The sequence below is a fragment of the Mucilaginibacter sp. GW821-FHT07H05 genome (assembly GCF_059418485.1).
This window is the reverse complement of sequence record NZ_JBWKPY010000004.1, coordinates 295,145-321,474: the sequence shown is the minus strand read 5'-3', so window position 1 is coordinate 321,474 and position 26,330 is coordinate 295,145. Positions and strand designations below refer to the sequence as shown.

General features: G+C 45.2%; 23 protein-coding genes. 8 read left to right on the top strand and 15 right to left on the bottom strand.

All coding sequences use genetic code 11. The annotated features are described in order from the left end of the window. Window positions 1-16: 16 nt before the first annotated feature. Together AC07M6_RS12545 and lat are read right to left on the bottom strand one after the other, a co-directional pair. The gene (locus AC07M6_RS12545; protein ID WP_494889861.1) at window positions 17-457 is read right to left on the bottom strand and encodes a hypothetical protein; all 441 of its coding nucleotides are present in this window, start codon (window positions 455-457) and stop codon (window positions 17-19) included. A 213-nt stretch (window positions 458-670) separates the two neighbouring features. Continuing rightward, a complete protein-coding gene (gene lat, locus AC07M6_RS12540) occupies window positions 671-2,002 on the bottom strand; it encodes an L-lysine 6-transaminase (protein ID WP_494889860.1) in 1,332 nt (443 codons plus the stop codon). A gap of 200 nt (window positions 2,003-2,202) precedes the next feature. Between lat and AC07M6_RS12535 the strand changes: the two genes are divergently transcribed. Then, window positions 2,203-3,318 carry a D-TA family PLP-dependent enzyme gene (locus AC07M6_RS12535; protein WP_494889858.1) on the top strand — a complete coding sequence of 372 codons (1,116 nt, stop codon included), beginning with the start codon at window positions 2,203-2,205 and terminating at the stop codon, window positions 3,316-3,318. On the opposite strand, the gene AC07M6_RS12530 is transcribed toward AC07M6_RS12535, so the two are convergent. Both AC07M6_RS12530 and AC07M6_RS12525 read right to left on the bottom strand, forming a co-directional pair. Beyond that, window positions 3,315-4,241, bottom strand: a complete 927-nt coding sequence (locus tag AC07M6_RS12530) for a 1-aminocyclopropane-1-carboxylate deaminase/D-cysteine desulfhydrase (protein ID WP_494889856.1) — start codon at window positions 4,239-4,241, stop codon at window positions 3,315-3,317. The two genes, AC07M6_RS12535 and AC07M6_RS12530, sit on opposite strands and share 4 nt — an antisense overlap. Window positions 4,242-4,248: 7 nt before the next feature. Beyond that, a complete protein-coding gene (locus AC07M6_RS12525) occupies window positions 4,249-5,313 on the bottom strand; it encodes a DUF6588 family protein (protein WP_494889854.1) in 1,065 nt (354 codons plus the stop codon). A gap of 73 nt (window positions 5,314-5,386) precedes the next feature. On the opposite strand from AC07M6_RS12525, the gene AC07M6_RS12520 reads away from it, so the two are divergent. From AC07M6_RS12520 to AC07M6_RS12510, 3 genes are all read left to right on the top strand, one after another. Further along, window positions 5,387-6,421 (top strand): RluA family pseudouridine synthase, encoded by a 1,035-nt coding sequence (locus AC07M6_RS12520; RefSeq protein ID WP_494889852.1) that lies wholly within the window; start codon window positions 5,387-5,389, stop codon window positions 6,419-6,421. A 30-nt stretch (window positions 6,422-6,451) separates the two neighbouring features. Next, entirely contained in the window at window positions 6,452-7,288 is an 837-nt protein-coding gene (locus AC07M6_RS12515; protein ID WP_494889850.1) for an aminotransferase class IV, read from the top strand. Between the two features lie 97 nt (window positions 7,289-7,385). Further along, window positions 7,386-8,087, top strand: a complete 702-nt coding sequence (locus AC07M6_RS12510; RefSeq protein ID WP_494889848.1) for a DUF6624 domain-containing protein — start codon at window positions 7,386-7,388, stop codon at window positions 8,085-8,087. Between the two features lie 11 nt (window positions 8,088-8,098). Here AC07M6_RS12510 and fmt read toward each other — a convergent pair whose 3' ends face one another. Then, window positions 8,099-9,013, bottom strand: a complete 915-nt coding sequence (gene fmt, locus AC07M6_RS12505) for a methionyl-tRNA formyltransferase (RefSeq protein ID WP_494889846.1) — start codon at window positions 9,011-9,013, stop codon at window positions 8,099-8,101. Between the two features lie 49 nt (window positions 9,014-9,062). Then, window positions 9,063-10,340: an exo-beta-N-acetylmuramidase NamZ family protein gene (locus AC07M6_RS12500; RefSeq protein WP_494889844.1), complete on the bottom strand. Its 1,278-nt coding sequence runs from the start codon at window positions 10,338-10,340 to the stop codon at window positions 9,063-9,065. Window positions 10,341-10,576: 236 nt separating this feature from the next. Here AC07M6_RS12500 and AC07M6_RS12495 point away from each other — a divergent pair, with 236 nt between their 5' ends. Beyond that, the gene (locus AC07M6_RS12495; protein ID WP_494889842.1) at window positions 10,577-11,821 is read left to right on the top strand and encodes an ABC transporter permease; all 1,245 of its coding nucleotides are present in this window, start codon (window positions 10,577-10,579) and stop codon (window positions 11,819-11,821) included. An 11-nt stretch (window positions 11,822-11,832) separates the two neighbouring features. Next, window positions 11,833-12,426, top strand: a complete 594-nt coding sequence (locus AC07M6_RS12490; protein ID WP_494889840.1) for a hypothetical protein — start codon at window positions 11,833-11,835, stop codon at window positions 12,424-12,426. A 12-nt stretch (window positions 12,427-12,438) separates the two neighbouring features. Here the strand turns inward: AC07M6_RS12490 and AC07M6_RS12485 are convergent, their stop codons facing one another. The 3 genes from AC07M6_RS12485 to mazG all read right to left on the bottom strand — a co-directional run bounded on the left by AC07M6_RS12485 (window position 12,439) and on the right by mazG (window position 15,542). Beyond that, window positions 12,439-13,881, bottom strand: coding sequence for a hypothetical protein (locus AC07M6_RS12485; RefSeq protein WP_494889838.1), 1,443 nt, complete (start codon window positions 13,879-13,881; stop codon window positions 12,439-12,441). After that, window positions 13,878-14,420, bottom strand: coding sequence for an RNA polymerase sigma factor (locus AC07M6_RS12480; RefSeq protein ID WP_494889836.1), 543 nt, complete (start codon window positions 14,418-14,420; stop codon window positions 13,878-13,880). Before AC07M6_RS12480 ends, AC07M6_RS12485 begins: the two co-directional genes overlap by 4 nt. Before the next feature lie 318 nt (window positions 14,421-14,738). Next, window positions 14,739-15,542: a nucleoside triphosphate pyrophosphohydrolase gene (gene mazG / locus AC07M6_RS12475; RefSeq protein WP_494889834.1), complete on the bottom strand. Its 804-nt coding sequence runs from the start codon at window positions 15,540-15,542 to the stop codon at window positions 14,739-14,741. A gap of 149 nt (window positions 15,543-15,691) precedes the next feature. On the opposite strand from mazG, the gene AC07M6_RS12470 reads away from it, so the two are divergent. Continuing rightward, the gene (locus AC07M6_RS12470; RefSeq protein WP_494889832.1) at window positions 15,692-16,087 is read left to right on the top strand and encodes a hypothetical protein; all 396 of its coding nucleotides are present in this window, start codon (window positions 15,692-15,694) and stop codon (window positions 16,085-16,087) included. On the opposite strand, the gene mnmC2 is transcribed toward AC07M6_RS12470, so the two are convergent. The 5 genes from mnmC2 to AC07M6_RS12445 form a co-directional block, all read right to left on the bottom strand. Next, complete coding sequence (mnmC2, locus tag AC07M6_RS12465; protein WP_494889830.1) at window positions 16,074-16,802, bottom strand: tRNA (5-methylaminomethyl-2-thiouridine)(34)-methyltransferase MnmC2; 729 nt, start codon at window positions 16,800-16,802, stop codon at window positions 16,074-16,076. The genes AC07M6_RS12470 and mnmC2 overlap by 14 nt on opposite strands. 23 nt (window positions 16,803-16,825) lie before the next feature. Then, on the bottom strand, window positions 16,826-18,163 hold the full coding sequence (locus tag AC07M6_RS12460) for an MBL fold metallo-hydrolase (RefSeq protein WP_494889828.1): 1,338 nt from the start codon (window positions 18,161-18,163) through the stop codon (window positions 16,826-16,828). 72 nt (window positions 18,164-18,235) lie between these two features. Then, window positions 18,236-18,571 carry a hypothetical protein gene (locus AC07M6_RS12455; RefSeq protein ID WP_494889826.1) on the bottom strand — a complete coding sequence of 112 codons (336 nt, stop codon included), beginning with the start codon at window positions 18,569-18,571 and terminating at the stop codon, window positions 18,236-18,238. Window positions 18,572-18,674: 103 nt separating this feature from the next. Continuing rightward, window positions 18,675-20,750 (bottom strand): M13 family metallopeptidase, encoded by a 2,076-nt coding sequence (locus AC07M6_RS12450; RefSeq protein ID WP_494889824.1) that lies wholly within the window; start codon window positions 20,748-20,750, stop codon window positions 18,675-18,677. A 509-nt stretch (window positions 20,751-21,259) separates the two neighbouring features. Beyond that, window positions 21,260-22,471, bottom strand: a complete 1,212-nt coding sequence (locus tag AC07M6_RS12445; protein WP_494889822.1) for a hypothetical protein — start codon at window positions 22,469-22,471, stop codon at window positions 21,260-21,262. Window positions 22,472-22,773: 302 nt separating this feature from the next. Here AC07M6_RS12445 and AC07M6_RS12440 point away from each other — a divergent pair, with 302 nt between their 5' ends. After that, window positions 22,774-22,995 carry a hypothetical protein gene (locus AC07M6_RS12440; RefSeq protein ID WP_494889820.1) on the top strand — a complete coding sequence of 74 codons (222 nt, stop codon included), beginning with the start codon at window positions 22,774-22,776 and terminating at the stop codon, window positions 22,993-22,995. Between the two features lie 1,197 nt (window positions 22,996-24,192). On the opposite strand, the gene AC07M6_RS12435 is transcribed toward AC07M6_RS12440, so the two are convergent. Beyond that, window positions 24,193-26,250, bottom strand: a complete 2,058-nt coding sequence (locus AC07M6_RS12435; RefSeq protein ID WP_494889818.1) for a M13 family metallopeptidase — start codon at window positions 26,248-26,250, stop codon at window positions 24,193-24,195. Window positions 26,251-26,330: the final 80 nt, after the last annotated feature.

Genomic DNA, 26,330 nt, shown 5'->3' with positions numbered 1-26,330 from the left:
TGTGATTTACAGTAAATTACGCTTTTACATACTCAAAGCGATTGTTGGTATTGCTGCGCTCGCGCTTTAGCTTATGCTCGTTAGCTAATTTTAAAAGGATCCCGGATAATTCGGATGTTTTAAAATCAGAGTCGTAGTTAGTTTTGCAATAATCGGCTATGGATGATATGGAGCGATGAGTATCAAAAAAATCGGTGCCGGTTAATAACTGGTTCAGCACTTTGGTAGCTCCCGGTTTTTTACGGGATGTTGCATGCTCATAGTGCGAGCCGTTTATTCTTTGTTTTGGGCCCCGTTTGTTAAATGTTTCCGTATCGGCTTCAGATCTTTCCGCATCAATCATCACATCAAATAATCTGTCAATCACTTTAACCTGCACGGCTTCGGATTTAAACAGGTTAACCACCTCGGAAATCTCAATTAATTGTTTCTTTAATTTTTCAGTTTGTTTACTCATGATAAATAGTGTAGTAGCTCCCTAATTAAAATTAGAAAATAGATAGTATCAATAGCACAATACATTAGGATATTGCTTATTAAATAGTAGTAGTGTAGTGAGCGTTTATCGGAAAACGCTTGTGGAGGCAATTATAGTATTCTTACGCGTAAAAAAAGTATTATTTGAGTTGAAATAGCATGCCTGTAGCAATATTATTACACTATGTTAACACTATAGCCTGCTTATTATTTTCTCCATAACATCCAGCCCTTCATCTATGTGTTTTTGCTCCATAATCAGCGCCGGCCTAAAACGTATGGTTTTATCGGCACATCCTAAAAACATCACGTTGTGCTCAAGCCCCTGTGTAATAAACTGGTCGCGTTGCTCCTTGCCGGGGAAATCAAAAGCAGTTAACAAGCCCTTGCCACGTACGTTGCTGATGATGCCGTGTTTTTGAGATAATTTTAGCAATTGTTGCTGCAGGTAAGCGCCCATTTGCGCGGCATTATTACAAAGGCCATCCTCGTCCATAATTTCCATAATTTTGGATGAGCGTACCATATCAACCAAATTACCACCCCAGGTAGAGTTAATGCGCGACGATACTTTAAACACATTCCCCTCTACTTCATCAATCCGTTTCCCGGCCAGTATGCCGCATACCTGCATCTTTTTGCCAAAGGCGATGATATCAGGCCGGGCATCGGGCCCAAAGTGCTGGTGGCACCAGAATTTGCCGGTAAGGCCAACGCCGGTTTGTATCTCATCATAAATCAATAAGGCTTCATGCTCGTCGGCCAGTTGGCGCAGGGTTTGCATAAACCGCGTGCTGATGTGGTTATCTCCGCCTTCGGATTGTACGGGTTCAATAATAATGGCGCAAATATCGTCGGGATTATCGGTAAAGGCCTGTTTAATTTGTGCGATAGATGCGGCTTCAAGATTTAATAACTCCTGCTGATTTTGTTCCGTCTCCGGGAACTGCATAATAGGGGTGCTTACCCGTGGCCAGTCAAATTTGGCAAACCATTTGGTTTTGACTGGTATAGTGTTGGTTAAACTTAAGGTATAGCCGGTACGCCCATGAAAAGCATGTTCAAAATGTAAAACCTTAAAACCCTTTTCGGTAGTATACCCCCTGGCAAAGTTTTTCTGTACTTTCCAGTCCATAGCGGCCTTTAGGGCATTCTCTATAGCTAAGCCTCCGCCGGCCACAAAAAAGGCGTGCGGCAAATAGTCGGGTATACCCACCCGATCGAAAGTATCCACAAACTGGGCGTATTGCTCGGTATAAATATCCGAGTTGGAAGGATTGGTTAACGCGGCCAGCATCAGGCTTTTGGTGAAGGCGTCGTCGGCCAGCATTTTGGGGTGATTATAACCTAATGGCACCGAAGCAAAGCAGGTAAAAAAATCGAGTAGGCGGCGTTTATTTTTCGAATCGTAGATGTGTACGCCCTCGCTTTTTTCCATATCAAAAGTAAGGTCGAACCCATCGGCTAAAATGTGTTTGCTTAATGATGCTTTAACGTTCTCCGGACTGATTTTCAGGTTATACATGGGCTTAACGGTTTATGCAAATTTACCTAAAAACCCTTAAATAAGCTAATTCAGGCGGTTTTTGAACCGAAGTGCCAAAAAGTAGGTTTAAACAATTTAAAGTTAGTTTTTGAACTGATAATAGATTTGGTTTTGCCGGCAGATATATTTTTAGTGTATATTTAATGTGAAAAAAGCGCTGAAAATAACGCTCAATACCCATGAAAATAACCAACTGGTTTGATATTACCGACGTTCATAAAATAGATACCCCCGCACTTATTGTTTATCCCGATAGGGTGCGCCATAATATTGCTGCTGCTAAAAAAATCATCGGCGATTTATCGCGGTTACGGCCACATGTAAAAACGCACAAGTGCGCACAGGTGGTGCAGATGATGCTTGATGCCGGTATAACCAAATTTAAATGCGCCACCATTGCCGAAGCCGAAATGCTGGCTATGTGTAAAGCGCCAGATGTATTGTTGGCCTATCAGCCGGTGGGGCCTAAAATAGAAAGGCTGTTGCAGTTGATCCGGCATTATCCGGATACAGCATTTGCTTGTTTGGCAGATGATGCCGATAACGCCGCGTTAATGGCCGCGGCCGCGCGAAGCCGGCAATTGACCTTACCGGTTTATATCGATTTAAACGTAGGGATGAACCGAACCGGGATTGATGCAGATAACGGCGCTTTGCAACTATATCAAACCTGCCTTACCTTACAAGGCATTAAACCGATAGGCTTACACGCTTACGATGGACATGCAGATACGGCTGATTTAAGCGAGCGGCAAGATCAAGTCAACAAGATCCTTGATACAATAAACAACTTAAAAAAAGAAATAACCAATGCCGGTATTGCCATGCCGGTAATTGTAATAGGCGGTAGCCCCAACTTTGGGATCTACGCGCAAATGCCTGATGTGGAATGCAGCCCGGGCACGTTTGTATACTGGGATGCTAACTACCGGCAGGCCTATCCCGAATTGGATTTTTTACCGGCTGCTTTGGTGCTTACCAGGGTGGTATCATTACCAGGGCCGGGTTTGCTTTGCCTGGACCTGGGCCATAAATCGGTAGCGGCCGAGCAGCCGTTAACCAGGCGTGTAGCGTTTATCAATGCGCCGCAACTCACTATCGTTAGCCAAAGCGAAGAGCATTTAATTGTTGATGCCGGTATAGAGCATCGGTATAAGGTGGGCGATGTATTTTACGGTTTGCCGGCACATATTTGCCCAACGGTTGCATTGTATGGCAGTATGGCTACGGTAGAAGATCACCAGGTAACCGGCGAATGGCAGGTGATAGCCCGTGAGCGGAAGATTAATTTTTAGGGCTGCGATTGTATAAACTTATCCTTCATCCCCAATAAACCCCAAATGCCGCCGCTATGGATGGCGAGTATACTGCTACCCGGCATAAAGTGATCTTTACGTGCCAGGTCAAAAATAGCGTAAAGCATTTTGCCGGTGTAAATGGGTTCAATTAATATCCCGGTATCGGCTACAAATTCCTTAATAAAATCAATCAGCTCAGGGGTAGTTTTTCCGTATCCGCCAAAGTGATAATCGGTATGGATAATATAAGAACCCTCTTCTTTGGAGAGGGCAGGGTGAGGTATCAGGTATTTGCCAATCTCATCCCGCATAAACTCCCCGTTTTTAAAAACAGGTACGGCGTGAAATTGGGTAGGTAATTGCTGCTGATGCAATCCATTGATGATACCTGCTGCGGTAGTCCCCGTTCCGCAGGCGCAAAACAGGTGCTGGTATGGTTGGGGTAGTTCGGCAATTAGTTCACTGCAGCCCTGTGCCGCTTCAATCGACGCGCCACCTTCGTCAATAAAAAAAGCATCGCTATCATCCCCGAAGTGTTTTTGAAAAAGCGCCGGCTTATCGCGGTAGCTTTCCCTGTCGGTAAATAACAGTTGCATACCATGCAGGCGGCACATAAACAGCGTATCGTTTTGCACATCCTCGCCACGCACAATGCCGGTTGTTTTAAAGCCGAACCTTGCCGCCGCGGCGGCAGTAGCCAGTAAGTGGTTAGAATAAGCGCCGCCAAAGGTTACCAGGTGATTTTTGCCTTCGGCTTGTGCTTTTATCAGCAGGTATTTTAGCTTGCGCCATTTATTGCCCGATATAACGGGGTGTATCAGGTCGTCGCGTTTGATAAAAACTTTCAGCCCCTTTTCATCAAACAGTTGATGCTGTAGCTGATGAACGGGGCTGAAAATTTCGAGATCTATTTTGTGCATTCAAATATTAAAAACCAAAGCCTATGCCTGCATTGCCCGACGCGTATTTGCCGGTACTGACAGATACATAGATGCGCAATATAGCTAAGTTCATTTGAAAACCGATATCGGCGCGCATACCGCTGATGCTGGTTTCGTTAATGTGCACAGGATCGGTAATGGTGGTATAAAAGGCGCCCTGGCCCGGAACAGTAGAGGTAATAGGGTAATTACCCAATACACCAAACTCGGTGCTGGAAGTTTGGTAAGCTACCGCCAGGAATGGTGTAAAGAACATTAATTTTTTAGAGATAATTGCCTGTACGTTGGTGCCGCTAAAGTGCGCGTCGATACTTTGATTACTGAAGTTTGTATTAGTATTGCCAGGCGCAGGCAACGCGGTTCCTGGTTGTACACTTAGGGTTTTGCTGTAATTAATACGGTTATAGTTTACCGCGATAGCCAGATCGAACGGTTTTGGCACGCCTGCCTTTGCAAAATCCTGCATAATATTATGCTTAACACCAAAGCCTATCATGCCAACTTTACCGGCATCATCGCCAAGATTGATTTTGGGTATGGTACGGATAGTAATATCGGTGTTATGTACAAGGCCAATAGTTAACTGAACATTGGGTGCAGGAACATATTTAAATATACCCTTAGGCATAGTGAACGTGCTGATCTTAGCGCCATTATCATCATTAATACGCATAACGGGGCCATCAACATCATCGCCACCAAAAGTAGGGGCAATGGTTTTTGAAGCATCGTTAGGTGTAAGGTGGTTCGATAAGCCGATCTTGGTGACATCAAAAGTACGGTCGCTGGTTGGTACCTGGGCGCCGCTAACGGTAATACGTAAATCAAAATGTAATAACGACTTGGTTTTGGCGGTATTATTCCAGCCTCCGTTTAATCCCGTACCAAAGCCCCTGAACATGGGTTCGGCATAAGCCTGCAATAGTTTGGTGGCATCAGCCGGACTGGATTTGATCAGCTGACTAAAGCCGTCATCGCTGTTTTGCGCATAGGTTTTTAGTGCCGGCGTTAACAATAACGCGGCAATAATCAGGAAGTAAAGTTTTTTCATAAATAATTAGGTTGGTTTATAATTAAACAATATTGAGGTATTTAATATTAAAAAACAAGTATTTTTGCAATCCATGGTAAATAACACCGACCTGCAAGATATTGAGGAACAGGACTTTTATGAGCATTTAAGGGTAATTGTAGATAAAGGCCAATCGCTGCTGCGGATAGATAAGTTTTTAATGCACCGCATTGAAAACGCATCGCGCAACCGCATACAAAACGCAATTGATGCCGGCAATGTGCTGGTGAACGATAAAGCTATTAAGGCCAGCTATAAAGTTAAACCGCTGGATGTGATATCGGTAGTGCTGCCGCACCCACCGCGCGATACCGAAGTTTACCCCGAAAATCTCCCCATTAATATTGTTTACGAGGATGATGATGTGCTGATCGTAAACAAAGCCGCCGGTATGGTGGTGCATCCCGGCTATAATAATTATACCGGTACGTTGGTGAACGCGCTGGTATATCACTTTCAGCAATTGCCTACGCTGCCGGGTAACGATGGCCGCCCCGGGCTGGTGCACCGCATTGATAAGGATACCTCGGGCTTGCTGCTGATCAGTAAGAACGAGCGCTCTATGACCTACCTGGCCCATCAGTTTTACGAGCATACCATTAATCGTAAGTATATAGCCCTGGTTTGGGGCGATTTACCCGACGATGGCACCGTTACCGGCTATATTGGCCGCAGTGTTGGCGACAGGCGCGTGATGGCTATTTACGATGACGAGGAGAAGGGCAAATGGTCGGTTACACACTACAAGGTGTTAGAACGCATGGGCTATGTTACCCTGATAGAATGTAAGCTGGAGACCGGCCGCACGCACCAGATCCGCGCGCATATGAAGCATATTGGGCACCCATTATTTAGTGATGCTACCTATGGTGGCGATAAAATTTTAAAAGGCACGGTGTTTACCAAATACAAACAGTTTGTAGAAAACTGCTTTGAGCTGATGCCACGCCAGGCGCTTCACGCGCAAAGCTTAGGGTTTAAGCATCCCACAAAAAAAGAAAATATTTATTTTGAAGCACCTTTGCCACAGGACTTTGAGTCGGTTTTAAAAAAATGGCGTAATTATACTGCAACATCGGCAGAATAAAATGGTTAATCAGTAGTTTATAATCAGGAAATGCAACCCACATTTATCAATTTTAACGACGAGATTTTACCTGCCGACAGCAAAGTATTGAGCGTGTCCAATCGTGCATTTAAATATGGCGATGGCTTGTTTGAGAGCATGCGGTTGATGAAAGGAGAGCTGAAGTTTGCCGATTTGCACGCCGACCGCCTGCAACGCGGAATGAAGGCGCTTAAAATTGATGGCTACTCGCAAATGGACACCTGGTTTTTAAAAGACAGGACAGAAACATTGGCTGCACGTAATAAGTGTAAACATGGCCGTATCAGGCTCACCGTTTACCGGGATGCCGGTGGTTTGTATACCCCAACCCAAAACAAAGCCGGCTTTTGCATGGAGCTGCAGCCCATGGATGAGCCACGATATTTTTTGAACGAGAAAGGCCTGATTATGGATGTATTTACCGAATTGGGTAAACCGCTGAATTACCTCTCCAACATCAAATCGTGCAATTCCCTTACTTATGTAATGGCGGGTATCTTTAAAAATCAGCAAAAGCTGGAGGATGTTTTTATCCTGAACCAAAATAAATTTTTGTGCGAAGCCAGCAGTTCAAACGTATTTGTATGGTATCAAAACCACCTGTATACGCCTGCCTTAAGCGAGGGTTGTGTAGAGGGTGTAATGCGGCAGGTGGTGATCGATCTGGCCCTTAAAAACAATATCCCGGTTACCGAAGCCCAGATCAACCCCGAAATTTTATACGAGGCCGATGAAGTGTTTTTAACCAATGCCACCCGTGGTATACAATGGGTAATGGGCTACGGCGTTAAACGCTATTTTAACAAGTTAAGTAAAGACTTAATGGACGAGTTGAATAAGTTGTAATGGTAAAATCCCCGGTATCTAAATGTCTTATTGGCCGAAAAATACAATTTTAGGGTAAGTCTGCAAGCTAATTTTGCTTCATTATATGAACAAACTTATGAAAACGAATATAGCATCAGGTTTTAATAAAATAACAAGGTCGGTAATGCTTGTAATGGTTTTTTGCATGGCCGCTACCACAGCTTTTGCCCAAAAGAAAACGGAGCTTAATACCGCATTGGCAGATAGCCTGGCCAATTGGGTAACCATTGACCAGATTGCGGCCAACGTAAAGCCGGCCACCGGCAGGTTTGCAAATATGGATCAGCAGCAATGGGCTTTATATAAAGATAGTGTGTTTACTACCCACCAGAAGATCTTAGACAAAATATTTAACCAGTATGGATACCCCGGTTACGACCTGGTAGGCAAAAAGGGTTCTAATCATTTTTGGCTGATGGTGCAGCACTGCGATAAAAACCCGGATTTTCAGCGTAAAATTTTAACCGCCATGAAAAAGGAGGTTGATAAAGGCAATGCCGACCCTAAAAACTTTGCGTATTTAACCGATAGGGTAAACCTGAATACCGGTCACAAACAACTTTATGGCACACAGGTAACCTATAATCTTAGTACTTGCCAGGCATTACCCAGGCCGGTAGCAGATAGTTCGGCTTTAGATGAGCGAAGAAAACAAGTGGGCCTGGAACCCATTAATGTTTACCTGAACCAGATGTCGGAATTTCATTTTACAATGAACCGGGAGGTTTATGAAAAGAAGGGGATCTATAAGGCAAAGCTGTATCCGGTTGCCAATTAATTTGATAGCAACTACAAACCCGCGCCCCGCAAAAATGCTTCCACATCCATGCGTTTTTTACCTTCTAACTGCAAATCTGTTACACATACAAAACCATCCTGGCAGGCAAACTTAAGATAAGTTTTGCTGTCGGTTAAAAAACCGCCGGGTTGTATGCCGGGTTCTTTTATTTCTTTTGTAGCCTTATAGATCTTCAGGGTTTTACCATTCAGGGTAGTATAAGCGGCGGGCGATGGGCTTAGGCCGCGTATCAAATTATAAACCGTTTCTACGGGTTGCAAAAAGTCTATGTTCCCTGTTTCCTTAGATAGTTTGGGCGCGTGTTTAATATCCGCAGCCTCAAAGCTATCCTGCGGATGTTCGTGGTAACGGCCGCTTTCAATGGCCTTAACTGTTTTCACCAGCAGACCGGCGCCTTTATGCATCAGGCGGTCGTGTAATTCGCCGGCGGTTTCTTCCCCGGTAAGGGTAACCTTTTCTGTGAAGAGCACATTGCCGGTATCAATATCATGCTTCAGCAAAAAAGTAGTTACGCCGCTTTCTTTTTCGCCGTTAATAATAGCCCAGTTAATAGGGGCCGCGCCACGGTATTGCGGCAATAGTGAAGCATGCAGGTTAATGGTGCCTTTTGGGGGCATATTCCAAACAGCTTCGGGCAGCATGCGGAATGCCACCACTACCTGCAGATCGGCTTTTAACGCTTTTAGTTCTTCTAAAAATTCAGGACTTTTCAGCTTTTCGGGCTGCAGCACTTTAATGCCCCTGGCCACTGCGTTTTGCTTCACAGCCGATTCACTAAGCTTTCGCCCGCGGCCCGCCGGTTTATCCGGAGCGGTTACTACGCCTACAATATCAGCGCCCGAATCTATCAAAGCTTCCAGTGATGCTACCGCGAATTCGGGCGTACCCATGAATACTATTCTCATATATACAGTAATGCTACGTTTTAAGTGTGAATTTTTAGTGAACCGTATATTATTTATATAACAAGTACTTTTGCCTCATCAGCTTATACCGGCTTAACGCGGGTTCCCAGCTCAATCTTATTTCCTCTTCAGTTTTACCGGTCTCTATCTGCTTGCGCATTTCTTCCGACCCGGTTAGCTTGGTAAAATAAGCTGTAAAAAAGTGCGCCTTGTCCGGAAATACCTTGTACAGGTCCATTATCCACGACAGGTTTAATTTACCACTTTTCCAAAACTTATCCGTGTCATATTTACGTAAATCAATGCCATAGCAGGTAACATCTTTTTGCGGCGGATTATCGCTTACGCCGGGGATGCTATGCGGTGTAAAGCTGAACTTATATTTATCCTTTAACAGTGGGTGCCCTGCCACCTGGAACGGAAATTCGGTACCCCTGCCCAGGCTAAGGGTAGTGCCCTCAAACAAACAAATGCTGGGGTATAGCAATACCGATTGATTGGTACTTAAGTTTGGCGATGGGTTAATAGGTACTTTGTACAGCATAGCGTGCTCGTAATTAGCCACTTTAATAATCTTCAGTTTGCATTTAATATGGCCCTTCAACCAACCCTCGCCGTTGATCATTTGCGCGTATTCGCCCAGCGTCATCCCGTGACTAATGGGTATAGGGTGCATCCCGACAGATGAGCGGAACGCGGTATCCAACACCGGCCCGTCAACCAAATAGCCGTTAGGGTTGGGCCTGTCCAGTATCATCAGCTCCAGGTTGTTTTCGGCACAGGCTTCCATTACATAATGCAGGGTGGTGATATAAGTATAAAAGCGCGCGCCTACATCCTGCATATCAAATATCAGCAGGTCAAGGTCTTTCAAATCGGCAGGGCGGGGTTTGTGCTTACGGCTACCGTACAGGGATAATGCGGGGATACCAGTTTTAGGGTCAACCGTATCCTCTACCTTGCCGCCATCGGCCGCGTTACCTCTAAAGCCATGCTCGGGCCCGAAGATCTTTTTCACATTAACCCCCAGCTTTACTAAACTATCTACGCTAAAGCCCAGATTTTTACCTATTACCGATGTTTGGTTAATCACCATACCCACGCGCTTGCCTTTTAAATAAGGCAGGTAAAGCGCGGTTTGGTCGGCGCCGGTTTGGATGTTCTTGCTGCTGGGCGGTGTGGTTGCCTTAGTAGTATTTGAATGATATACCGGATCACCGTGCAATGGTGCAGGCAAACTTGCACTATTGCTGTTTTGGGTATTTTGAGCACAGGCACCCAACATGCAAAATATGGCCGGTAATAAAATCAACGTATTTTTATTCATTATCTAAAAAAATTATAACCCTGTTCGATATTTCAAAGAAGCCGTTCAAATCGCCACCATACAAATTGGAGTTTAACTACATAGTCACAGCGCTTTTATTCAATCAATTCCTAATAAAATCTCTGTGCCCTTTGTGGTTTCTTTCTTTGTGGCCTTTGTGGTTAAATCACCACCATATTAAAAACGATTTCCTTCTTGACGCAAAATACGGCCATTTTCGCCTTAATTCTGCATATTTGCTAAAATACAAAAAATCATCTGCATTGAGTTTTTCAAGGTTCATAGCTGCCCGTATCAGTTTCAAATCAAAACGTACTTTTTCTAAGCTAATCGTACGGATAGCCATTATTGGCATTATGCTGGGTTTGGGAGTAATGATCTTGTCGGTAGCCATTGTAAAAGGATTTAAACAAGAGATCAGGGAAAAAGTTCGGGGTTTCTCGGGCGATATCACCATTTTTAAATACGATCTGAATAACTCGTTCGAAAACTCACCCGTGCAGGTAGACAGCCAATTTATCCAGCGCATAAAATCAAGTCCATACATCACCCATATGATGCCTTTTGCCACCAAACCGGGCATTATTAAAGCACATAACGAAATTGAAGGCGTAGTGCTAAAGGGGGTAGATAAAAATTACGATTGGTCGTTCTTTAAAAAAAACCTGGTTGCCGGTAAAGTGATCGATTTTACAGATACGGACGCCCGCAAGCAGATCATCATCTCAGTTTATACAGCCAACAGGTTAAAACTGAAATTAGGCGATAAGTTTATCATGTATTTTGTGCAGGAAAACCTGCGCAGGCGCCCGTTTACCATTACCGGTATTTATGACGCCGGGGTAGAAGATGTGAACAAAGCTTTTGTGGTAGGCAGTTTATCCCTGATCCAGACACTGAATAACTGGAAACCGAACGAGATTGGCGGCTATGAGTTGCGTGTGCGCGATTTTGAAAAAATAGATCAGGATAACGGGCAAATAAGGGACATCATGCCTGTAGAGCTGAAATCGTATACGGTAAGCGATAATTATCCTACTATTTTTGGCTGGCTGCAATTGCTGGATACCAATACGCAGGTAATATTAGGGCTGATGCTGGTAGTAGCGGTGATCAATATGATATCGGCCCTGCTGATTATGATACTGGAACGTACCACCATGATAGGCATGCTAAAAGCCATGGGCTGCACCAACTGGAAGATCCAAAAGATATTTTTATATAACGCCCTGTACCTGATTGGCCTGGGCTTATTATTGGGCAATATTTTAGGCATAGGTTTGGGCTTGCTGCAGTTTAAAACGCATCTGTTTAAGCTGGATGAAACATCCTATTACATGAAATTTGTACCCGTACAATTAGAATGGCTGGATGTGCTGCTGCTGAATGCGGGCACTTTGGTCATATCGTTACTGGTGCTCATCATTCCTTCTATGCTGGTGAGCCGCATATCTCCGGTGAAGGCAATTAAGTTTAAATAAAATTTGAAAAAATGAGACGGATTTCGCTTTTCCTGTTATTCGCTTTACTCACTGTCAGGTCGTTTGCGCAGATGGACGCCCTGGTAGATAGCGCTACGGCTGCCAGGGTAATTAACAATTGCGCTACTAAATTTCCCAAGTTTTACCGTGAGTATAAATTCATTGTAGCTCATGATAGCCTCATCAAAAGAGTGATCTTTGTACGCAGCACGGGGGCCGATGCCGGGCCGGCTAAGGCAGGGCCTAAAGGCAATATTTTTATTGATATTAAATACCTGGAAAACGAACAGCCCAATTTTGGCGATGACCGGCTGATTGTAGTGCTATATCATGAAATTGGCCACCTGCATTACTTTATGACTGTACCCCCGGCTAACCGCAATACTAACGATAGCGAGCAGGCTGCTTTTGAGTACTCCTTACTAAAAACAAAGGAGATAGCCGAAAACGGCGATTGCCTGCCCTTAAAAACCGGACTTAAATTTATGAAGCTAAGGAGCGAGGGCACTAACCTGGCTGATCCGCATGTGGTTGCCTTAAAGCGCATGGTACAGCAACCATTATATGCCGGTTACCTGAAATATGTGCGCGAAAAGTGCCCTTAAGCTATTACCAGATTACTTTTTTGCCGCGTTAAAATTCAGTTTCAGGTTGATACCGCCCGCCCCGAACTTGATCTGTTGCGATCCTAAACCATCCAGCGGATATTTCAAAAACGGTTCAACAATTAAGCGATTGCTTTTACCCAGCGGGTAGCCAACGCCAAAAGAAACATTAAGGGTTTTTGCAAAATCGAAACCGCTAAAGCTGGTGCGTGTGGTATTTTGCTCTTCGCGCTGTGCCGAAGTATAGTTCAGTATATAAGTTTCATTAATAAACGTTCCCGAACTTAAACCAGCCGATATATACGTGTCGCTTTTTTGCGGATTAAACTGGTATTTTAAATTGATAGGCAGATCCAAACCTATTAAACTGGCATTGTAATTTTTTAAAGTCGGCACTATAGCAAACGCATTAGCCGTACCGGAAGATACGCCGGCTACCTGGTTGAGCGCACCTTGCGCCGGAGTAGATACCACATCGGCTGCAGCGGCGGAATTAGCCCGGCCGTTGTTAGGTACCGCTGGCTGACTATTATTGTACTTCAATGAGTTTTGCGCTATAGCCAAACCGGTTGATAGCTTCAGCTTATTGCTGATGCGGAAATCGGAACTGAAACCGGCGCCTATGTTAATATTATTCTCGCTCCCCTGCGCATAGTTAAAATAGGTTGCCGCGTATACGCTGATCATACCTCGTTTAATATTTTTCGTTGGTTCTTTATTAGCCGGGCCTTTTTCGGCCAACAGCCTGTTCATCGCCTCGGCCGAGTTTGTTTTGGCCGCATCTGCCGGTTTAGGCGCGTCAACAGGTTTCGCGGCAATGTATTGGCCTGCATTGTTAGCATTAGCGGCGGTATCTGCCGGTTTAACAGATGCGCCAGGTTTTTGCTGGTTGCTGGCGATGATATTTGTCGCGGTGTTTTTATTCAATATGGAATCTATACCTGTTTTTGCAGTGGATGCGCCCACAGGCGGCACATTTGCCGGATTGGTTGACGATCCTTTTTGAACCTGGTTATTGGCCAATTGATTAACCTGTGTTTGTACCTGCTGCAAACCTGGCGAAGGTTGCATCTGCTGCTGTTGCGCTATGGGGTTTGCTTGCTGCTGCTGTTGTTGCGTGCCGCTTTGCGCCATCGTGTTTTCGGCGCGGTTAACCGACGAATCAACAGGAGCAGGCCCGTTAGTTTTATGATCCGGTTGCACTGTCGTTTTTGAATTTTTAACTACCAGGTTTTTGTTTTCAACCGGTTTTTCCATAAACCATAAGCCTATACCAAGCAACACTATAGCGGCGGCGGCATACCATAACCAGCCCAGTCCGCGGTCTTTCTTCTCTTCCGGGAATTTTTGGCGCAGCAATGCCCAGCCTTCATCTGCGGTGGTATCCTCGTAATTATCGAATACCCTTTGGATGCGGTTGTTCAGTTCGTTATGTAATTTATCCTCGTCCATCATGGGGCCGCAACTAATAATTTCCTTAATTTTTCTTTTGCCCTGGTTAAATAAACCCGGCTGCTGCTTACCGCGATGTTTAGCATATTGGCAATCTCATCGTGGCTGTAACCATCAATTTCATACAAGTTAAAAATGGCTCGTTGTATGCCCGGCAGTGTATCCATCAGTTTTAAAATATCCTGGGCATTAATGGTTTCAATAATATAGGTACCACCGCTAATAGGCATAGCGCTGTCCAGTTCTATATTTAACTGGTGTTTCAACTCCTTGCGGCGCCTGTCTATCGCTGTATTTACTACAATGGTGCGCAGCCAGGCTTTAAAAGGCTTGTCCATATTATAATTTTCAATGGTTTTAAACACCTTTATAAAACCATCGTTCACCACCTCCATAGCATCATCTCGGTTTAGGCAATAACGCTGGGCAATACCCATAGTAAACCCATAGTAATGCTTATAAAGCATTTCCTGGTGTTTAAGATTGCCTTTTTTGCACAGACCTATCAATTCAAGTTCGGCTGTGCCCGTTGGTGGATGCATTAATTGTGTTTAGTCCCTGTTTTTTTAAGTAATTGTCTGTCAACATGCAGATGCACCAGTCGTTCCTACGGAGCGAAACAAAATTATTGCTACGTTGCTACCAACCAGTCGTTCCTACGGAACGGTTTGCATTGTTCATCCCGTAGGGATGTTTGGTTGGTAGAAAATTGAAGCAAAACCGATACGTTCCAGCGGAACGTTTGGTGAAATTGTCCTCCCATTTATTGACGGAATGCTGCTCTTTTTTGATGAACCTACTATACCATTTATAACCCATACGTAAGCCGGGGTTTAAATGCTACAAGCGTTATCTAAAATTTACAACTTTTTAGCTTCATTCCAAAAAATATCCATTTCGGCTAAGGTCATGTCCTGTAGTTTCTTGCCGCTTTCCTGGGCTTTGGCTTCTAAATACTGGAAACGTTTGATGAATTTCCGGTTGGTTTTTTCCAGCGCGTTCTCGGGGTTGATGTTGATGAAACGGGCATAGTTAATGAGCGAGAACAGCAGGTCGCCAAATTCGCCTTCGGCTTTTTCATGGTCGATATCGCTTTCATCTTCGGCGTTAAACTCGGCCTTAAATTCCTGCATTTCCTCTTCCACCTTTTCCCAAACCTGGTTTTTGTGCTCCCAGTCAAACCCAATACCCCGTGCTTTCTCCTGTATGCGCGATGCCTTTACCAATGCCGGCAGCGAATTAGGCACACCGCCTAAAACCGATTTATTGCCTTCCTTTAGTTTGAGTTTTTCCCAGTTGCGTTTCACATCGTCCTCGTTATTTACTTCGGTATCGCTGTAAATATGCGGGTGCCGGCTAATCAGCTTGTCGCAGATACCGTTCAGCACATCTGTAATCGTAAAATCATTAGTTTCCGACCCGATACGGGCGTAAAAAACCAAATGGAGCATAATGTCGCCCAGTTCCTTCCTGATCTCCTGCATATCGCCGCTTAAAATCGAGTCCGATAGTTCGTAAGTTTCCTCAATGGTGAGGTGGCGCAGGCTCTCCATGGTTTGCTTCATATCCCAGGGGCAGTTAGTCCGCAGATCGTCCATAATTTTTAATAATCTTTCAAAGGAAGTGGCCGGCGTAAGGCCGGTACCGGGAGGTATAAGAGGCATAGATATTTGTTTTTGATAAAGGTAGGGAGAAAGTGTGGAAGTCCGAAAGACGGGAAGTCCGGAAGCAAAAGTTTACCACCACGTCATTGCTTCGTCGTATCACCTACCTATGGCTTTTTTTAGTTTTCCGACAGCAAAGGAGCTTCCGGATGAAAGCGGGCAGAACAATGGTGGCCTGTGCGGTTGGAAAGGGCATTAGCTTGGTGCTGAAGCGCTGGCTTGTGGGTGCGATAGCGGAGCATCAAGGTGCGGCCCTGTGGTTCTGCCCGGTTTGCAGGGCAAAGGCTCAGTGCGGCAAAGGAAGCATTTTTGCTGTCTTGAATTTTGCTACTTTTTTTCAAGAAAAAGTAGTAGGCCACTGTGGCCTTGAGCAGATCGACGATAATAATGCAGAGCCGTACAGCTACGAGATTGCCACGTCGCCCCATTTCACATTCCCCTCCGCTGCTCCTCGCAATGACAATCTTTTTAACGTCATCCCACCTTCAAAGTCCCGCCGGGATTCCAAAACTTGCAATGGCGGTGTTTTGATTATACCGACTTAACCGCCCTCAACATCTCACGTTTGCCCGGCGCGCCCGGCGCTTTCTCTACCTTCAGTCCCAAAGCTTTCAGCATGCGTTTCAGGTTGCCCGTTATGGCGTAGGTGACAAATACGCCGCCGGGTTTTAAAAATTGGATGGTATGGTTAATGGCTTCTTCGTTCCACATTTCGGGTTGGTGGGCAACGGCAAAGGCATCAAAATAAATGACATCGTAAAGTTCTGGGCTTTCAAAGGCGGGTAGTTTGCAGTGGGCGGTTTTGAGTTTGCAATATTCGTTTACAGCTACCAAATGATTGATGGATGACGGGTACCAGCTATTAAAATCTTCCCACAATTGGGATGCGATATATTCCTGGTAGCCGGTTTCACCGATCATTTCTGTACTGAGCGGGTAGGCTTCAATGCCGGTATACTCCAGGTGGATCTGCTTACTGCTACAAAAATCAGCGCTAAGCAAAAAGTTGAGGCCTGTGCCTAAACCAACTTCCAGTATGGAAACCTGTTGGGCATCGGTACCTGCCAAAAAATAGCGCAGGCCCGAATTCAGGAAAACATGGGTGCTCTCCTGCAAAGCCCCGTGCCGCGAGTGATAATTTTCGCCGACAGTTGGGTTATAGATGGTTTTAGAACCGTCGCCGGTGATGACAAAACTTAAGCCCCCCGACCCCCTAAAGGGGGAGTTAGTATCTGATAAATTGCTTCGGTCGCTCTCCATAAATTCTATTCCCCCTTCAGGGGTTAATGGGCTATGTACTTCGTTACTACCTCGCCCATATCGTAAACCGGTACGTTGGTTATTTTTGCAGCAATAATGCTGCTGCCCGCTGCCGAGCGGTAACCGGCGGCGCAATGTACTACAATGGGTTTATCGGTTGGGATCTCGCCAATCCGCTCGCGTAATTCGGGCAGGGGGATGGTTAAAGCGTGTTGAAATGCTTTGCCTTCATTTATTTCTGTCCAGTTGCGGGCATCTACAAGGGTATATTTATCAGGGTGCAATTCAAAATCGGCCAGGTTAAATGTTGGCGATGTAGTGTCGGCCCCATCCGGTACCAGTTGTGCCGATTTGATATTCTTCTCGTAACCAATCTTAGCTGTTTTCCTGATCACATTATTTAAGCTATCCTCATCGGCGGCCATTAAATAAAATTGCTCGCCAGGATTGATTACAGAACCTAACCAGGTTTCAAACTTGCCGCCATCCTGTAAATTGATGGCGCCGGCAATATGGCCTTTTTTAAATTGGGCAGAGGGGCGGGTATCTACTATAAGCGTGCCGTTTTTAAATACTTTATGGTTAATGCGGGGTACCGAGGCAATGTTTTCGTCCATACCTTCGGCGCCTTTTTTATTCAGTTCTACATCGTACCCAAAATAGCGCGGCGCAAAAGGCTGATCGGCGGTGAGGAGTTTTACAAATTGCAGCTCATCCATCAGTTGCAGGGCATAGTTCTCACGAATCTCGCGACCAATAGTACTGCTCAGATCCGGACTCATGTTTTTACCGCAAAGCGAGCCGGGGCCGTGCGCGGGATAAACCTTTACATGGTGCGGCAACTTCATCAGCTTATCGCGGGTACTGTGGTACATTTGCCTGGCCAGGTCTTCTTTTTGGGCGGTGATATTGCCCGCGCTCTCGCGCAGATCGGGGCGGCCTACATCACCTACAAACAGGGTATCGCCTGTAAACAGGTCGGTTTGCCGGCCGTTCTCGTCTTCCACCAAAATGCAGATCGAATCGGGCGAGTGACCCGGGGTATTCATGGATATTAATTTAATATCGCTCAGGTTAATCACATCGCCATCGTCAAAAGTTTCGTGCGGGTACTCGGCACCCACCAGTTTGCTCACATAAATGGTTGCGCCGGTAGCCTGGTGGATCTCCAGGTGCGAGCTTACAAAATCGGCATGGGGATGCGTTTCGATCACGCCGGTTATCTGCGCTTCGTGCAGGGTAGCGAAATCATAATAAGGCTGCGGATCGCGGGCGGGATCGATAACCACCATACTGCCATTGCGGATAACAGCGTAGGATGCATGGGCCAGCCCGGTATCGTAAAATTGATGTATGATCATGAGCGGGCAAAGATAACGCTTTAGTTAAAAGTGCAAAAAAGGTTAAATGGTTTGATTGTCAATATTTGTCTTTTAATTATCAGATGGTTGCGGTACAATATGTTGATTTTTAAGCGTGAGGCTGTCTTTAGAAATAGCTAAAGCTTTTTCGGTATAGTTCCACACCAGTTCATCATCAAACGATAATCTTCTGCGGATATAAATTTTACCATTCTTAAGCTTATAATCAACATCATACTTTTTTAATATAAATCCTAAGCTTACCTGGAAATTATCATCAACACTAATAGAATAGTAGCCACTATTTTGCCCTGTACGTAATAATTTAGGTTGAAAAGGTACATACGAATAAAGATAGTATACTGCTACGATCAGAATTATTATTAAGGGCAAAAGGTATTTTTTCATGTGATTAATATTAATAATGTTGCCCCAACAACAAAGCCCCCCAACCGTAGTTAGAGGGCTTATTTTTGATTGGATTCAAAATTTAAGACCGGCAGTTATGAACCTACCAAATCTTAATGCGGTCTTCCGGCTTTTTATATAGTTTGTTAGTCGGTTTAATATCAAAGGCCTTGTACCAGGCATCCATATTGGTTAACGGCGCGTTGGTACGGAACAATTCCGGCGAATGCGGGTCGGTCAGGATACGCTGACGGGCCGCTTCATCACGCTGAGAACTGCGCCAAACTTGTGCCCAAGATAAGAAAAATCGTTGATCCGGCGTAAAACCGTCAATTTTTTCGTTGGATTGTCCTTCTTTGGTCTTTTTAAACGCTTCGTAGGCAATGTTCAGGCCGCCTAAATCGGCCAGATTTTCGCCTAAGGTTAGTTTACCGTTCACATGTGTGGCTGTATCTACAACAGTGTAGGCGTTATATTGTTCAACCACCTTGTTGGCGCGGGCTTTAAATTTATCGGCATCGTCTTTAGTCCACCAATCGCGCAGGGTGCCGTCATAATCATACTGGCGGCCCTGATCGTCAAAACCATGGGTCATTTCGTGGCCGATAACAGCGCCAATACCACCATAGTTCAGGGCGTCATCCGCATTAAAATCAAAGAAAGGGAACTGCAAAATCCCGGCCGGGAAAACGATCTCGTTATTCACCGGGTTGTAATACGCGTTCACGGTTGGCGGCGTCATCCCCCAGCGGGTTTTATCTATCGGCTTGCCTAACTGACTTACATTATAGTTATAACGCCATTGCGATACACGTTTCAGGTTGCCAAAATAATCATCGCGGTTAATCACCAGGCCATCATAGTTTTGCCATTTATCCGGATAAGCAATTTTTACAGTAAAGGCATCCAGCTTTTTCAGGGCGCGTACTTTAGTTTCGGCACCCATCCAATCCAGCCTTTTAATACGATCGCCTAAAACAACCTTCAGGTTGTTTACCAGCTTGGCCATATAAACCTTAGCCTCGGGCGGGAAAAAGCGCTGCACATAAATCTGACCTAACAACTCGCCTACGCTGCCATCAACCAGGTTAGCCATGCGCTCGTTACGCGGGGCCTGCACCTGCTGGCCGGTGAGCACTTTGTTAAACTCGAAACCGGCTTTTACAAACGGCGCGCTTAACTGCCCCGCCGAGCCTTTCAGCGCGTTCCAGGCCAGGTAGGTTTTCCAGTCTTTCACCGGCACGGCGCCTAACAGACTATCCAATACTTTAAAATACGGCGGCTGACCAACCAGCAGACTGTCTTGTCCGCCCATTTTTAATTTGGCCGTAATATCTACCCAATTTAAATGAGGCGTTTTCTTGCTGAAATCGGCTATGCTGAATTTGTTATAGGTTTTATTCGGGTCGCGCTGATCTACACGGCTCCACTGGGCGGCTGCCAGTTGTTTTTCGATGCCGAAAACGGTATTGGCATTAGCTTCGGCCTCGGCAGCCGGGGTGCCGGTTAACGTAAACAGGGTGACTACATATTTATGATAAGCATCCTGTATGGTTTTGGTACGGGCGTCGCTCTTCAGGTAATAATCCCTGTCGGGCAAGCTGGTGCCGCCCTGGCCCATTTGGATAATGTTTTGCGATGGATGCCTCGAATCCTGACCAACGCCGATACTATACATGGGGCCCGAAACCGAGTTTAACCTGTCGTAAATGGTTTCGCCGATCACGCCGTCCAGACTGTTGATCTGGCTGATGCGCTGCAGATCGGGCTTAATGGGGTTGTAGCCGCGCTTATCTATGGCAATGCTATCCATGGCGCTGGCGTACAGATCGCCTACGCGTTGCTTGATGCTGCCTTTAGGCTGACCAGGTTTGTTGACAGTCGGGTCGTTCAGGATGGTTAAAACCTGTTTGGTGTTATTCTCGGCCAGGATACCGAAACTGCCCCAGCGGGTAGCCTTGGCGGGGATAGGGTTATCCTTTACCCAGTTGCCGTTGGCGTATTCAAAAAAGTTATCGCCGGGGGCAACCGTTTCGTCGAAGTTCTTTTTAACGATGAACTTACCGGCTACAGATTTCGGCGAATCGTGCTGGGCACTGGCCGTAAATGTGCTCAACGAAGCGGCAGCAAAGCAAGCCGCGGTAACAGCACTTGTTAAATTTTTTAATTTATTGGTCATTGATTTTCCTTAGGAAGGTAAATTTATGTTTTTAGCGGCTTACCTGCAAGGTTTTGGCAAATATCCCCCGTATAGGGTGGTGTTGGGGGTATTCGCTCTCACTCACTAATTGTCAATTGCGAGCGCAGCGCGGCAACCGCGAACAGGCAGAGCATTCCAGTTCCCTCCCCCTGGGCCTCGTGCGCCATAGCTTTAGCGGCGGAGCAAGGGGTGCGGTTGCCCAAGCGGTAGCAGGGAGGGGTTTCGCCAATCCAACATAACCACCCTGTCATTGCGAGGTACAAAGCAATCGCGAACAGGCAGAGCCGCTAAAAAGGTATTGGTAAACGAACGTTCAGCATTTCATGGCAGCCGGTAGCCCCGCTTTCTGTCCAAGTTTTGCCCCTGCGCAGCGGCCACCCCTCGCAAAAGCTTTCCCGCCAATCGGGTTTAGGGTGGGAGGAGGGGTTGGTGCGCTAAGGAAACACGCCGCAAGCGTGCGCCAGTAACGAGATTCGGAAAGTTGAATATTATTTTTTATTAGTAAGTATATCAGAGAATATATATCGCAAATATTCTTTAGTTTCCAAATTTGAAACAATTAAATCAACCTTGCTCATTATAACCAATAAATCAGACATCGTATTAATTCGCGTTTCTAGCATCCTTAAAATAGACTGTTTGTGAGTTTTGATATCTTCATTTTTCGTTTTCTGAACCTTTCTCATTAACATAAATCGTAATTCGTCCGGATCTTTTACGCTATTAAGATCTTGAATGTCATTTATAATTTCAATTTCAGCTTGTTCAATAAATTCGTTAAGATTTGAAAGATATTTGAAGACGGTAGCCGGTGTGAAATTATGTTGAATTGAAACTAATTCAGTTTTTAGTTTCTCAGGTTTAACATAAACCTCATAATTATCAGAACTGATCGAGTATACTGCAGAAAAACGCATCGCTTCCCTTTTGATTTCATCATTAGACATTTCGATAATGAATTTAACAGTCCCAATTCCTTTTATGTATTTAGCGGAAACCTTTTCAAAAAATACTTTTATAACAGATTCATCATATTCCGCTCTATTTATTTTAAACTCCCATTGCTTCGTTTTTATTAAATTGTTTAAAGTAATTATTGAAACAAATAATGAAAATCTAATGCTGTAATTGTTGTAATGTGTTGTTGATGTTATTGCCCTAACATATAAGACTCCATCATTATCTTTTAAAAGCCTGAAATTTCGATCGAAACTAATAGAGTTTCTGTAATGCTCATTTAAAATTTCAATATTCTGTTGTAATAATTTTATGTGATTTTCTTTGAAGCAAAACTTCGCAAATTGGTCTATTTTATAAACGCTTTCAAAATAGTCCGATTTTGTATTATAAGCTGTTTCAACTTTGATTAATTGCGTCTCGCCATATTGTTCAGAGTCTAATATTACGCTAAGTATAGCTGATCCAGTTTGAGTGAAGCTGTTTAAAGAAACATTGCAAAGACTTACATTGTAATCAAATTTTTCAAATTGACTATCTTTATATATAATGGACGTGATTAATTTGTTTAAACCTAAGATTGGAATGGGCTCATTTGATTGTACATCAATTTTAAATAGTTCAATAAGTTCATCATAATATTCACTGTGTTCAATCAAATTCAGGGACTTTTTTATTGTAACTAAAAAGTTGTCGTCAGCTAATTCCTGATGACTTAAAGATTGTCTGTAAAATTTTGACATGTTTTTGGAGGTTTAGATTTAATTGTAAATATATAATATATTAAACAAATAATATAAATAATATGCTGTAAATATTTGTTTAATAAATGTTTATAGTCTATCTATGTAATAGATAATATCTAAAAGTCGTTTATAACTTTAATATATACTTAATCTATTAACCTATTCACAATGCAACCATCTTCAATTTTGATTTCAGTCGTTACAATTGCTTTTATATTAATAGTAATTCTATATATGCATGGAACGTTTTGCGTTTAAGTGCAAAAAATATATTTACTGGTTCCGGGAAACCCATAACCATGGCCAAAATTGTAGTTAGTCAAATGCATATTACTGCTCAAATATTGTTTGGTGTTTTAGTTATTGGTGTGATTTCTACCATGATATTGGAAGATAAAATCAAATCCGATGCTGGACTGCCTGTTATTTCGGGTATAGTGGGATATCTGTTAGGAAAATCTTTCAAAGACGTTTATGATGGAGGGACACCCAAGGGTAAGAAAACTTCTGCAAGTAGCTAAAATAAAATTTGCTGCTTTGCCTGTTGCTGTTAGGTGTGTCCCTTACAGCAATGACGTTGTGGTGAGGATGCGGCCACATCGTTCGGCCGTAGGCCAATTAAAAAGAGCGTCGCCCCGTCATAAAAGCGGGCCAGCGTTGGCGGGAATGCCCGTGGCAACCGCCTCCGGCGAGTAGTTGCCTCGGCAGGGCGGGCAGAAGCTTTTTTATGACTTGGGTTTTTGGATACTTTTGGGCCCAAGCCAAAAGTATCTTGGCCCCTGCGGCTAAGAGCAGACCGACGATAATATCGTAGTAACTTACATAGTTGCTCTGCCTGCCGGGGATAGCCACGCTGCCGCTCGCTATGACGGGGTGGTGAATGTAGGGATGACGAAACCCCTCCCTGCAACCGCACTGGCATCGCACCCCTCCCAAGGGAGGGAACTGGTTGGCTACTCTGCCTATTCGCGATTGCCGCGCTACGCTCGCAATGACAAGGTTGTTGGGGATTTGCGTGATTGCTCTGCTCATCGGGAGATTGCTTCCTACCCCGCAATGACCTGGTGGTGAGGATGCGGCCACATCGTTCGGCCGCAGGCCGGTTAAAAAGTGCCGGCCTGTCATAAAAGTTGGATGGTGATGGTGGCACAACCTTGTCAGTCTGTGTTTTGTCGCAAAGAGCCCTTATGGGTGGTGAAATATTAAATAATTGGGTTAACACTATTTTGGCTGTTTTTTCTATAATAAATTGATTATTAATTATTTACAAAAAATTTTTCTTGAATTGTGTTAAGTTGTGTTAACCCCCTTTACACCCCCTAACCCCCTAAAGAGGGAACCGCTTTCGCTCTCAAAACACCATGTCATGCTGAACTTGTTTCAGCACCCCACGCGCAAGGTGGCCACTATTGCAATCTGACCTGATTGATGGGGTACCGAAACAAGTTCGGTATGACTTGGGGGGGATTGGGTTTGTGGCTAACCCCTCCCTGCCACCGCACAGTCAGCCGCACCCCTTGCTCCGCCGCTAAAGCTATAGCGCACGAGGCCCGTGGGAGGGAACTTTAGGAGCAGGCCGGGCAGGCCGCTGCATGCACCCTTCGACAGGCTCAGGCTGACAGGCCATTTATAAAAGCAGAACGCCCCGAAACATTCGTTTCGGGGCGTTCTGCAATACTATCTTCCGGACTTTCGGTCTTGCCGTCTTCCGGACTACCTTACCAAATCTTAATCCGGTCCTCGGGCTTTTTGTAAAGCTTGTTGGTAGGTTTAATGTCGAAGGCCTGGTACCAGGCATCCATATTGGTAATAGGCGCGTTGGTGCGGAACTGCTCGGGCGAGTGCGGGTCGGTTTGGATGCGTTGCTGGGCCGACTCCGGGCGCTGCGAACTGCGCCATACCTGCGCCCACGACATAAAGAAACGCTGATCGGGCGTGAAGCCGTCTATCTTGGTATTGCTTTGTCCCTCCTTGGTTTTCTTAAAAGCGGCATAGGCCACGTTCAGGCCGCCCAGGTCGGCCAGGTTTTCGCCCAGGGTTAGTTTACCGTTTACGTGGATGCTGTCCAGTATCACAAAGGCATTGTACTGGTCTACCACTTTTTGGGCACGGGCCTTAAATTTGTCGGCATCCTCTTTGGTCCACCAGTCGCGCAGGGCGCCATCGGCATCATACTGGCGGCCCTGGTCGTCAAAACCATGGGTCATTTCATGACCGATCACGGCGCCAATACCGCCATAGTTCATGGCGTCATCCGCATCAAAATCAAAGAAGGGGGCCTGTAAAATACCGGCCGGGAAGGTGATCTCGTTACGGTTAGGGCTGTACGACGCGTTTACGGTTGGCGGGGTCATGCCCATGCGGGTTTTATCAACCGGTTTGCCTAAGTGGCCAATGTTTTCGTTATAGCGCCATATGGCAATACGGCGCAGGTTACCATAGTAATCGTCGCGGTTAATCACCAGGCCATCATAAGTTTGCCATTTATCAGGGAAGGCAATTTTAACCGAGAAGGCTGCCAGCTTTTTCAGGGCGCGGGCCTTGGTTTCGGCGCTCATCCAGTCCAGGCCCTGGATCCGTTCGCCTAAGGCAATTTTCAGGTTGTTCACCAGGTTCACCATATAGGTTTTGGCGGCCTGCGGGAAGTATTTCTGTACATAAAGCTGCCCTAACAGATCGCCCAGGCTACCGTCAACCAGGTTAGCCATCCGCTCGTTACGCGGGGTTTGTACCTGCTGACCGCTCAATGTGCTGCTATAAGCAAAGCTGGCCTTAACAAACGGCGAGCTTAACGAACCGGCATTACCGCTGATGATCTTCCATTTTAAAAACGTTTGCCAATCGGCCACCGGGACAGCGCTTAAAAGGCTATCCACTTTTTTTATCACCCTTGGCTGCGATGCCAGCATACTATCCTGACCGGTAATTTTTGAATTGGCCAGGATCTGCCTGAAGTTGAAGTTTTTATAATTGGTGCTAAAAGCATCAATGTTCACCTTGTTGTAGTTGGCATTAGGGTCGCGCAGTTCAACACGGCTTTTTTGCGATTTGGCAATCTCCTTCTCAATAGCGAAGATGATTTCGGCATTTTTAACACCCTGCTCGGTTGGTACACCGGTTAACGCGAACAAGTCGGCAATGTATTTTTTATAGGCGGCCTGTATTTTTAAGCTTCGTGGGTCGTTCTTCAGGTAGTTATCCCTATCCGGCAAGGCGGTGCCGCCTGCGCCAACACTTACAATATAAGTATCCGGGTGTTTAGAGTCTTGACCCACACCCACATTAATCAGGCTGCCGCCAAGTCCGTTCACACGCTCGTAAGTGATCTCGTTGATCACACCTTCAACGGTCTTGATCTGGCTAATACGTTCTAAATCAAAACGGATAGGGGCGTAGCCGCGTTTCTCGATAGTTAAGCTGTCCATAGCGCTGTAATACATATCGCCCACGCGCTGTTTAGCGCTGCCTTTGGGCTGGCCGGGTTTGCTGGCCTCAACCAATATGCTTTGCACTTTTTTGTTATTGGCATCGCGCAGCACGGCAAAAGTACCGTAGCGGGTTTCCTTAGCGGGGATAGGGTTATCCTTTACCCAGTTGCCATTGGCGTATTCAAAAAAGTCATCGCCGGGAGGCACGGTTTTATCCATGTTTTTTTCGACAATGAAACGGCCCGCTATTGATTTTGGCGAATCGTGCTGGGCCTGCGCCTCAAGGCTGCCCAGCATACCTGCCGCCAGGCAAGCGGCCCCAATAGTTAGTAAAGGTTTTAGTTTCATACTTAATAGGTGATACTTAAATAGTAAAGCTAATATTTAAACCGGTCGACCGCAAGAGGGTAGGCCTGTATGCAGTTAAT

Bases quoted from the DNA above. Each gene is read 5' to 3' on its own strand.
- AC07M6_RS12440 (WP_494889820.1), top strand. From the start codon at position 22,774: ATGGCCAAAATTGTAGTTAGTCAAATGCATATTACTGCTCAAATATTG.
- AC07M6_RS12460 (WP_494889828.1), bottom strand. From the start codon at position 18,163: ATGATCATACATCAATTTTACGATACCGGGCTGGCCCATGCATCCTAC.
- AC07M6_RS12520 (WP_494889852.1), top strand. From the start codon at position 5,387: ATGGTAAATAACACCGACCTGCAAGATATTGAGGAACAGGACTTTTAT.
- AC07M6_RS12500 (WP_494889844.1), bottom strand. From the start codon at position 10,340: ATGAATAAAAATACGTTGATTTTATTACCGGCCATATTTTGCATGTTG.
- AC07M6_RS12435 (WP_494889818.1), bottom strand. From the start codon at position 26,250: ATGAAACTAAAACCTTTACTAACTATTGGGGCCGCTTGCCTGGCGGCA.
- AC07M6_RS12485 (WP_494889838.1), bottom strand. From the start codon at position 13,881: ATGATGGACGAGGATAAATTACATAACGAACTGAACAACCGCATCCAA.
- mnmC2 (WP_494889830.1), bottom strand. From the start codon at position 16,802: ATGGAGAGCGACCGAAGCAATTTATCAGATACTAACTCCCCCTTTAGG.
- AC07M6_RS12515 (WP_494889850.1), top strand. From the start codon at position 6,452: ATGCAACCCACATTTATCAATTTTAACGACGAGATTTTACCTGCCGAC.
- AC07M6_RS12525 (WP_494889854.1), bottom strand. From the start codon at position 5,313: ATGAAAAAACTTTACTTCCTGATTATTGCCGCGTTATTGTTAACGCCG.
- fmt (WP_494889846.1), bottom strand. From the start codon at position 9,013: ATGAGAATAGTATTCATGGGTACGCCCGAATTCGCGGTAGCATCACTG.
- AC07M6_RS12455 (WP_494889826.1), bottom strand. From the start codon at position 18,571: ATGAAAAAATACCTTTTGCCCTTAATAATAATTCTGATCGTAGCAGTA.
- AC07M6_RS12530 (WP_494889856.1), bottom strand. From the start codon at position 4,241: ATGCACAAAATAGATCTCGAAATTTTCAGCCCCGTTCATCAGCTACAG.
- AC07M6_RS12480 (WP_494889836.1), bottom strand. From the start codon at position 14,420: ATGCATCCACCAACGGGCACAGCCGAACTTGAATTGATAGGTCTGTGC.
- lat (WP_494889860.1), bottom strand. From the start codon at position 2,002: ATGTATAACCTGAAAATCAGTCCGGAGAACGTTAAAGCATCATTAAGC.
- AC07M6_RS12490 (WP_494889840.1), top strand. From the start codon at position 11,833: ATGAGACGGATTTCGCTTTTCCTGTTATTCGCTTTACTCACTGTCAGG.
- AC07M6_RS12510 (WP_494889848.1), top strand. From the start codon at position 7,386: ATGAAAACGAATATAGCATCAGGTTTTAATAAAATAACAAGGTCGGTA.
- AC07M6_RS12545 (WP_494889861.1), bottom strand. From the start codon at position 457: ATGAGTAAACAAACTGAAAAATTAAAGAAACAATTAATTGAGATTTCC.
- mazG (WP_494889834.1), bottom strand. From the start codon at position 15,542: ATGCCTCTTATACCTCCCGGTACCGGCCTTACGCCGGCCACTTCCTTT.
- AC07M6_RS12535 (WP_494889858.1), top strand. From the start codon at position 2,203: ATGAAAATAACCAACTGGTTTGATATTACCGACGTTCATAAAATAGAT.
- AC07M6_RS12470 (WP_494889832.1), top strand. From the start codon at position 15,692: ATGAAAGCGGGCAGAACAATGGTGGCCTGTGCGGTTGGAAAGGGCATT.
- AC07M6_RS12445 (WP_494889822.1), bottom strand. From the start codon at position 22,471: ATGTCAAAATTTTACAGACAATCTTTAAGTCATCAGGAATTAGCTGAC.
- AC07M6_RS12450 (WP_494889824.1), bottom strand. From the start codon at position 20,750: ATGACCAATAAATTAAAAAATTTAACAAGTGCTGTTACCGCGGCTTGC.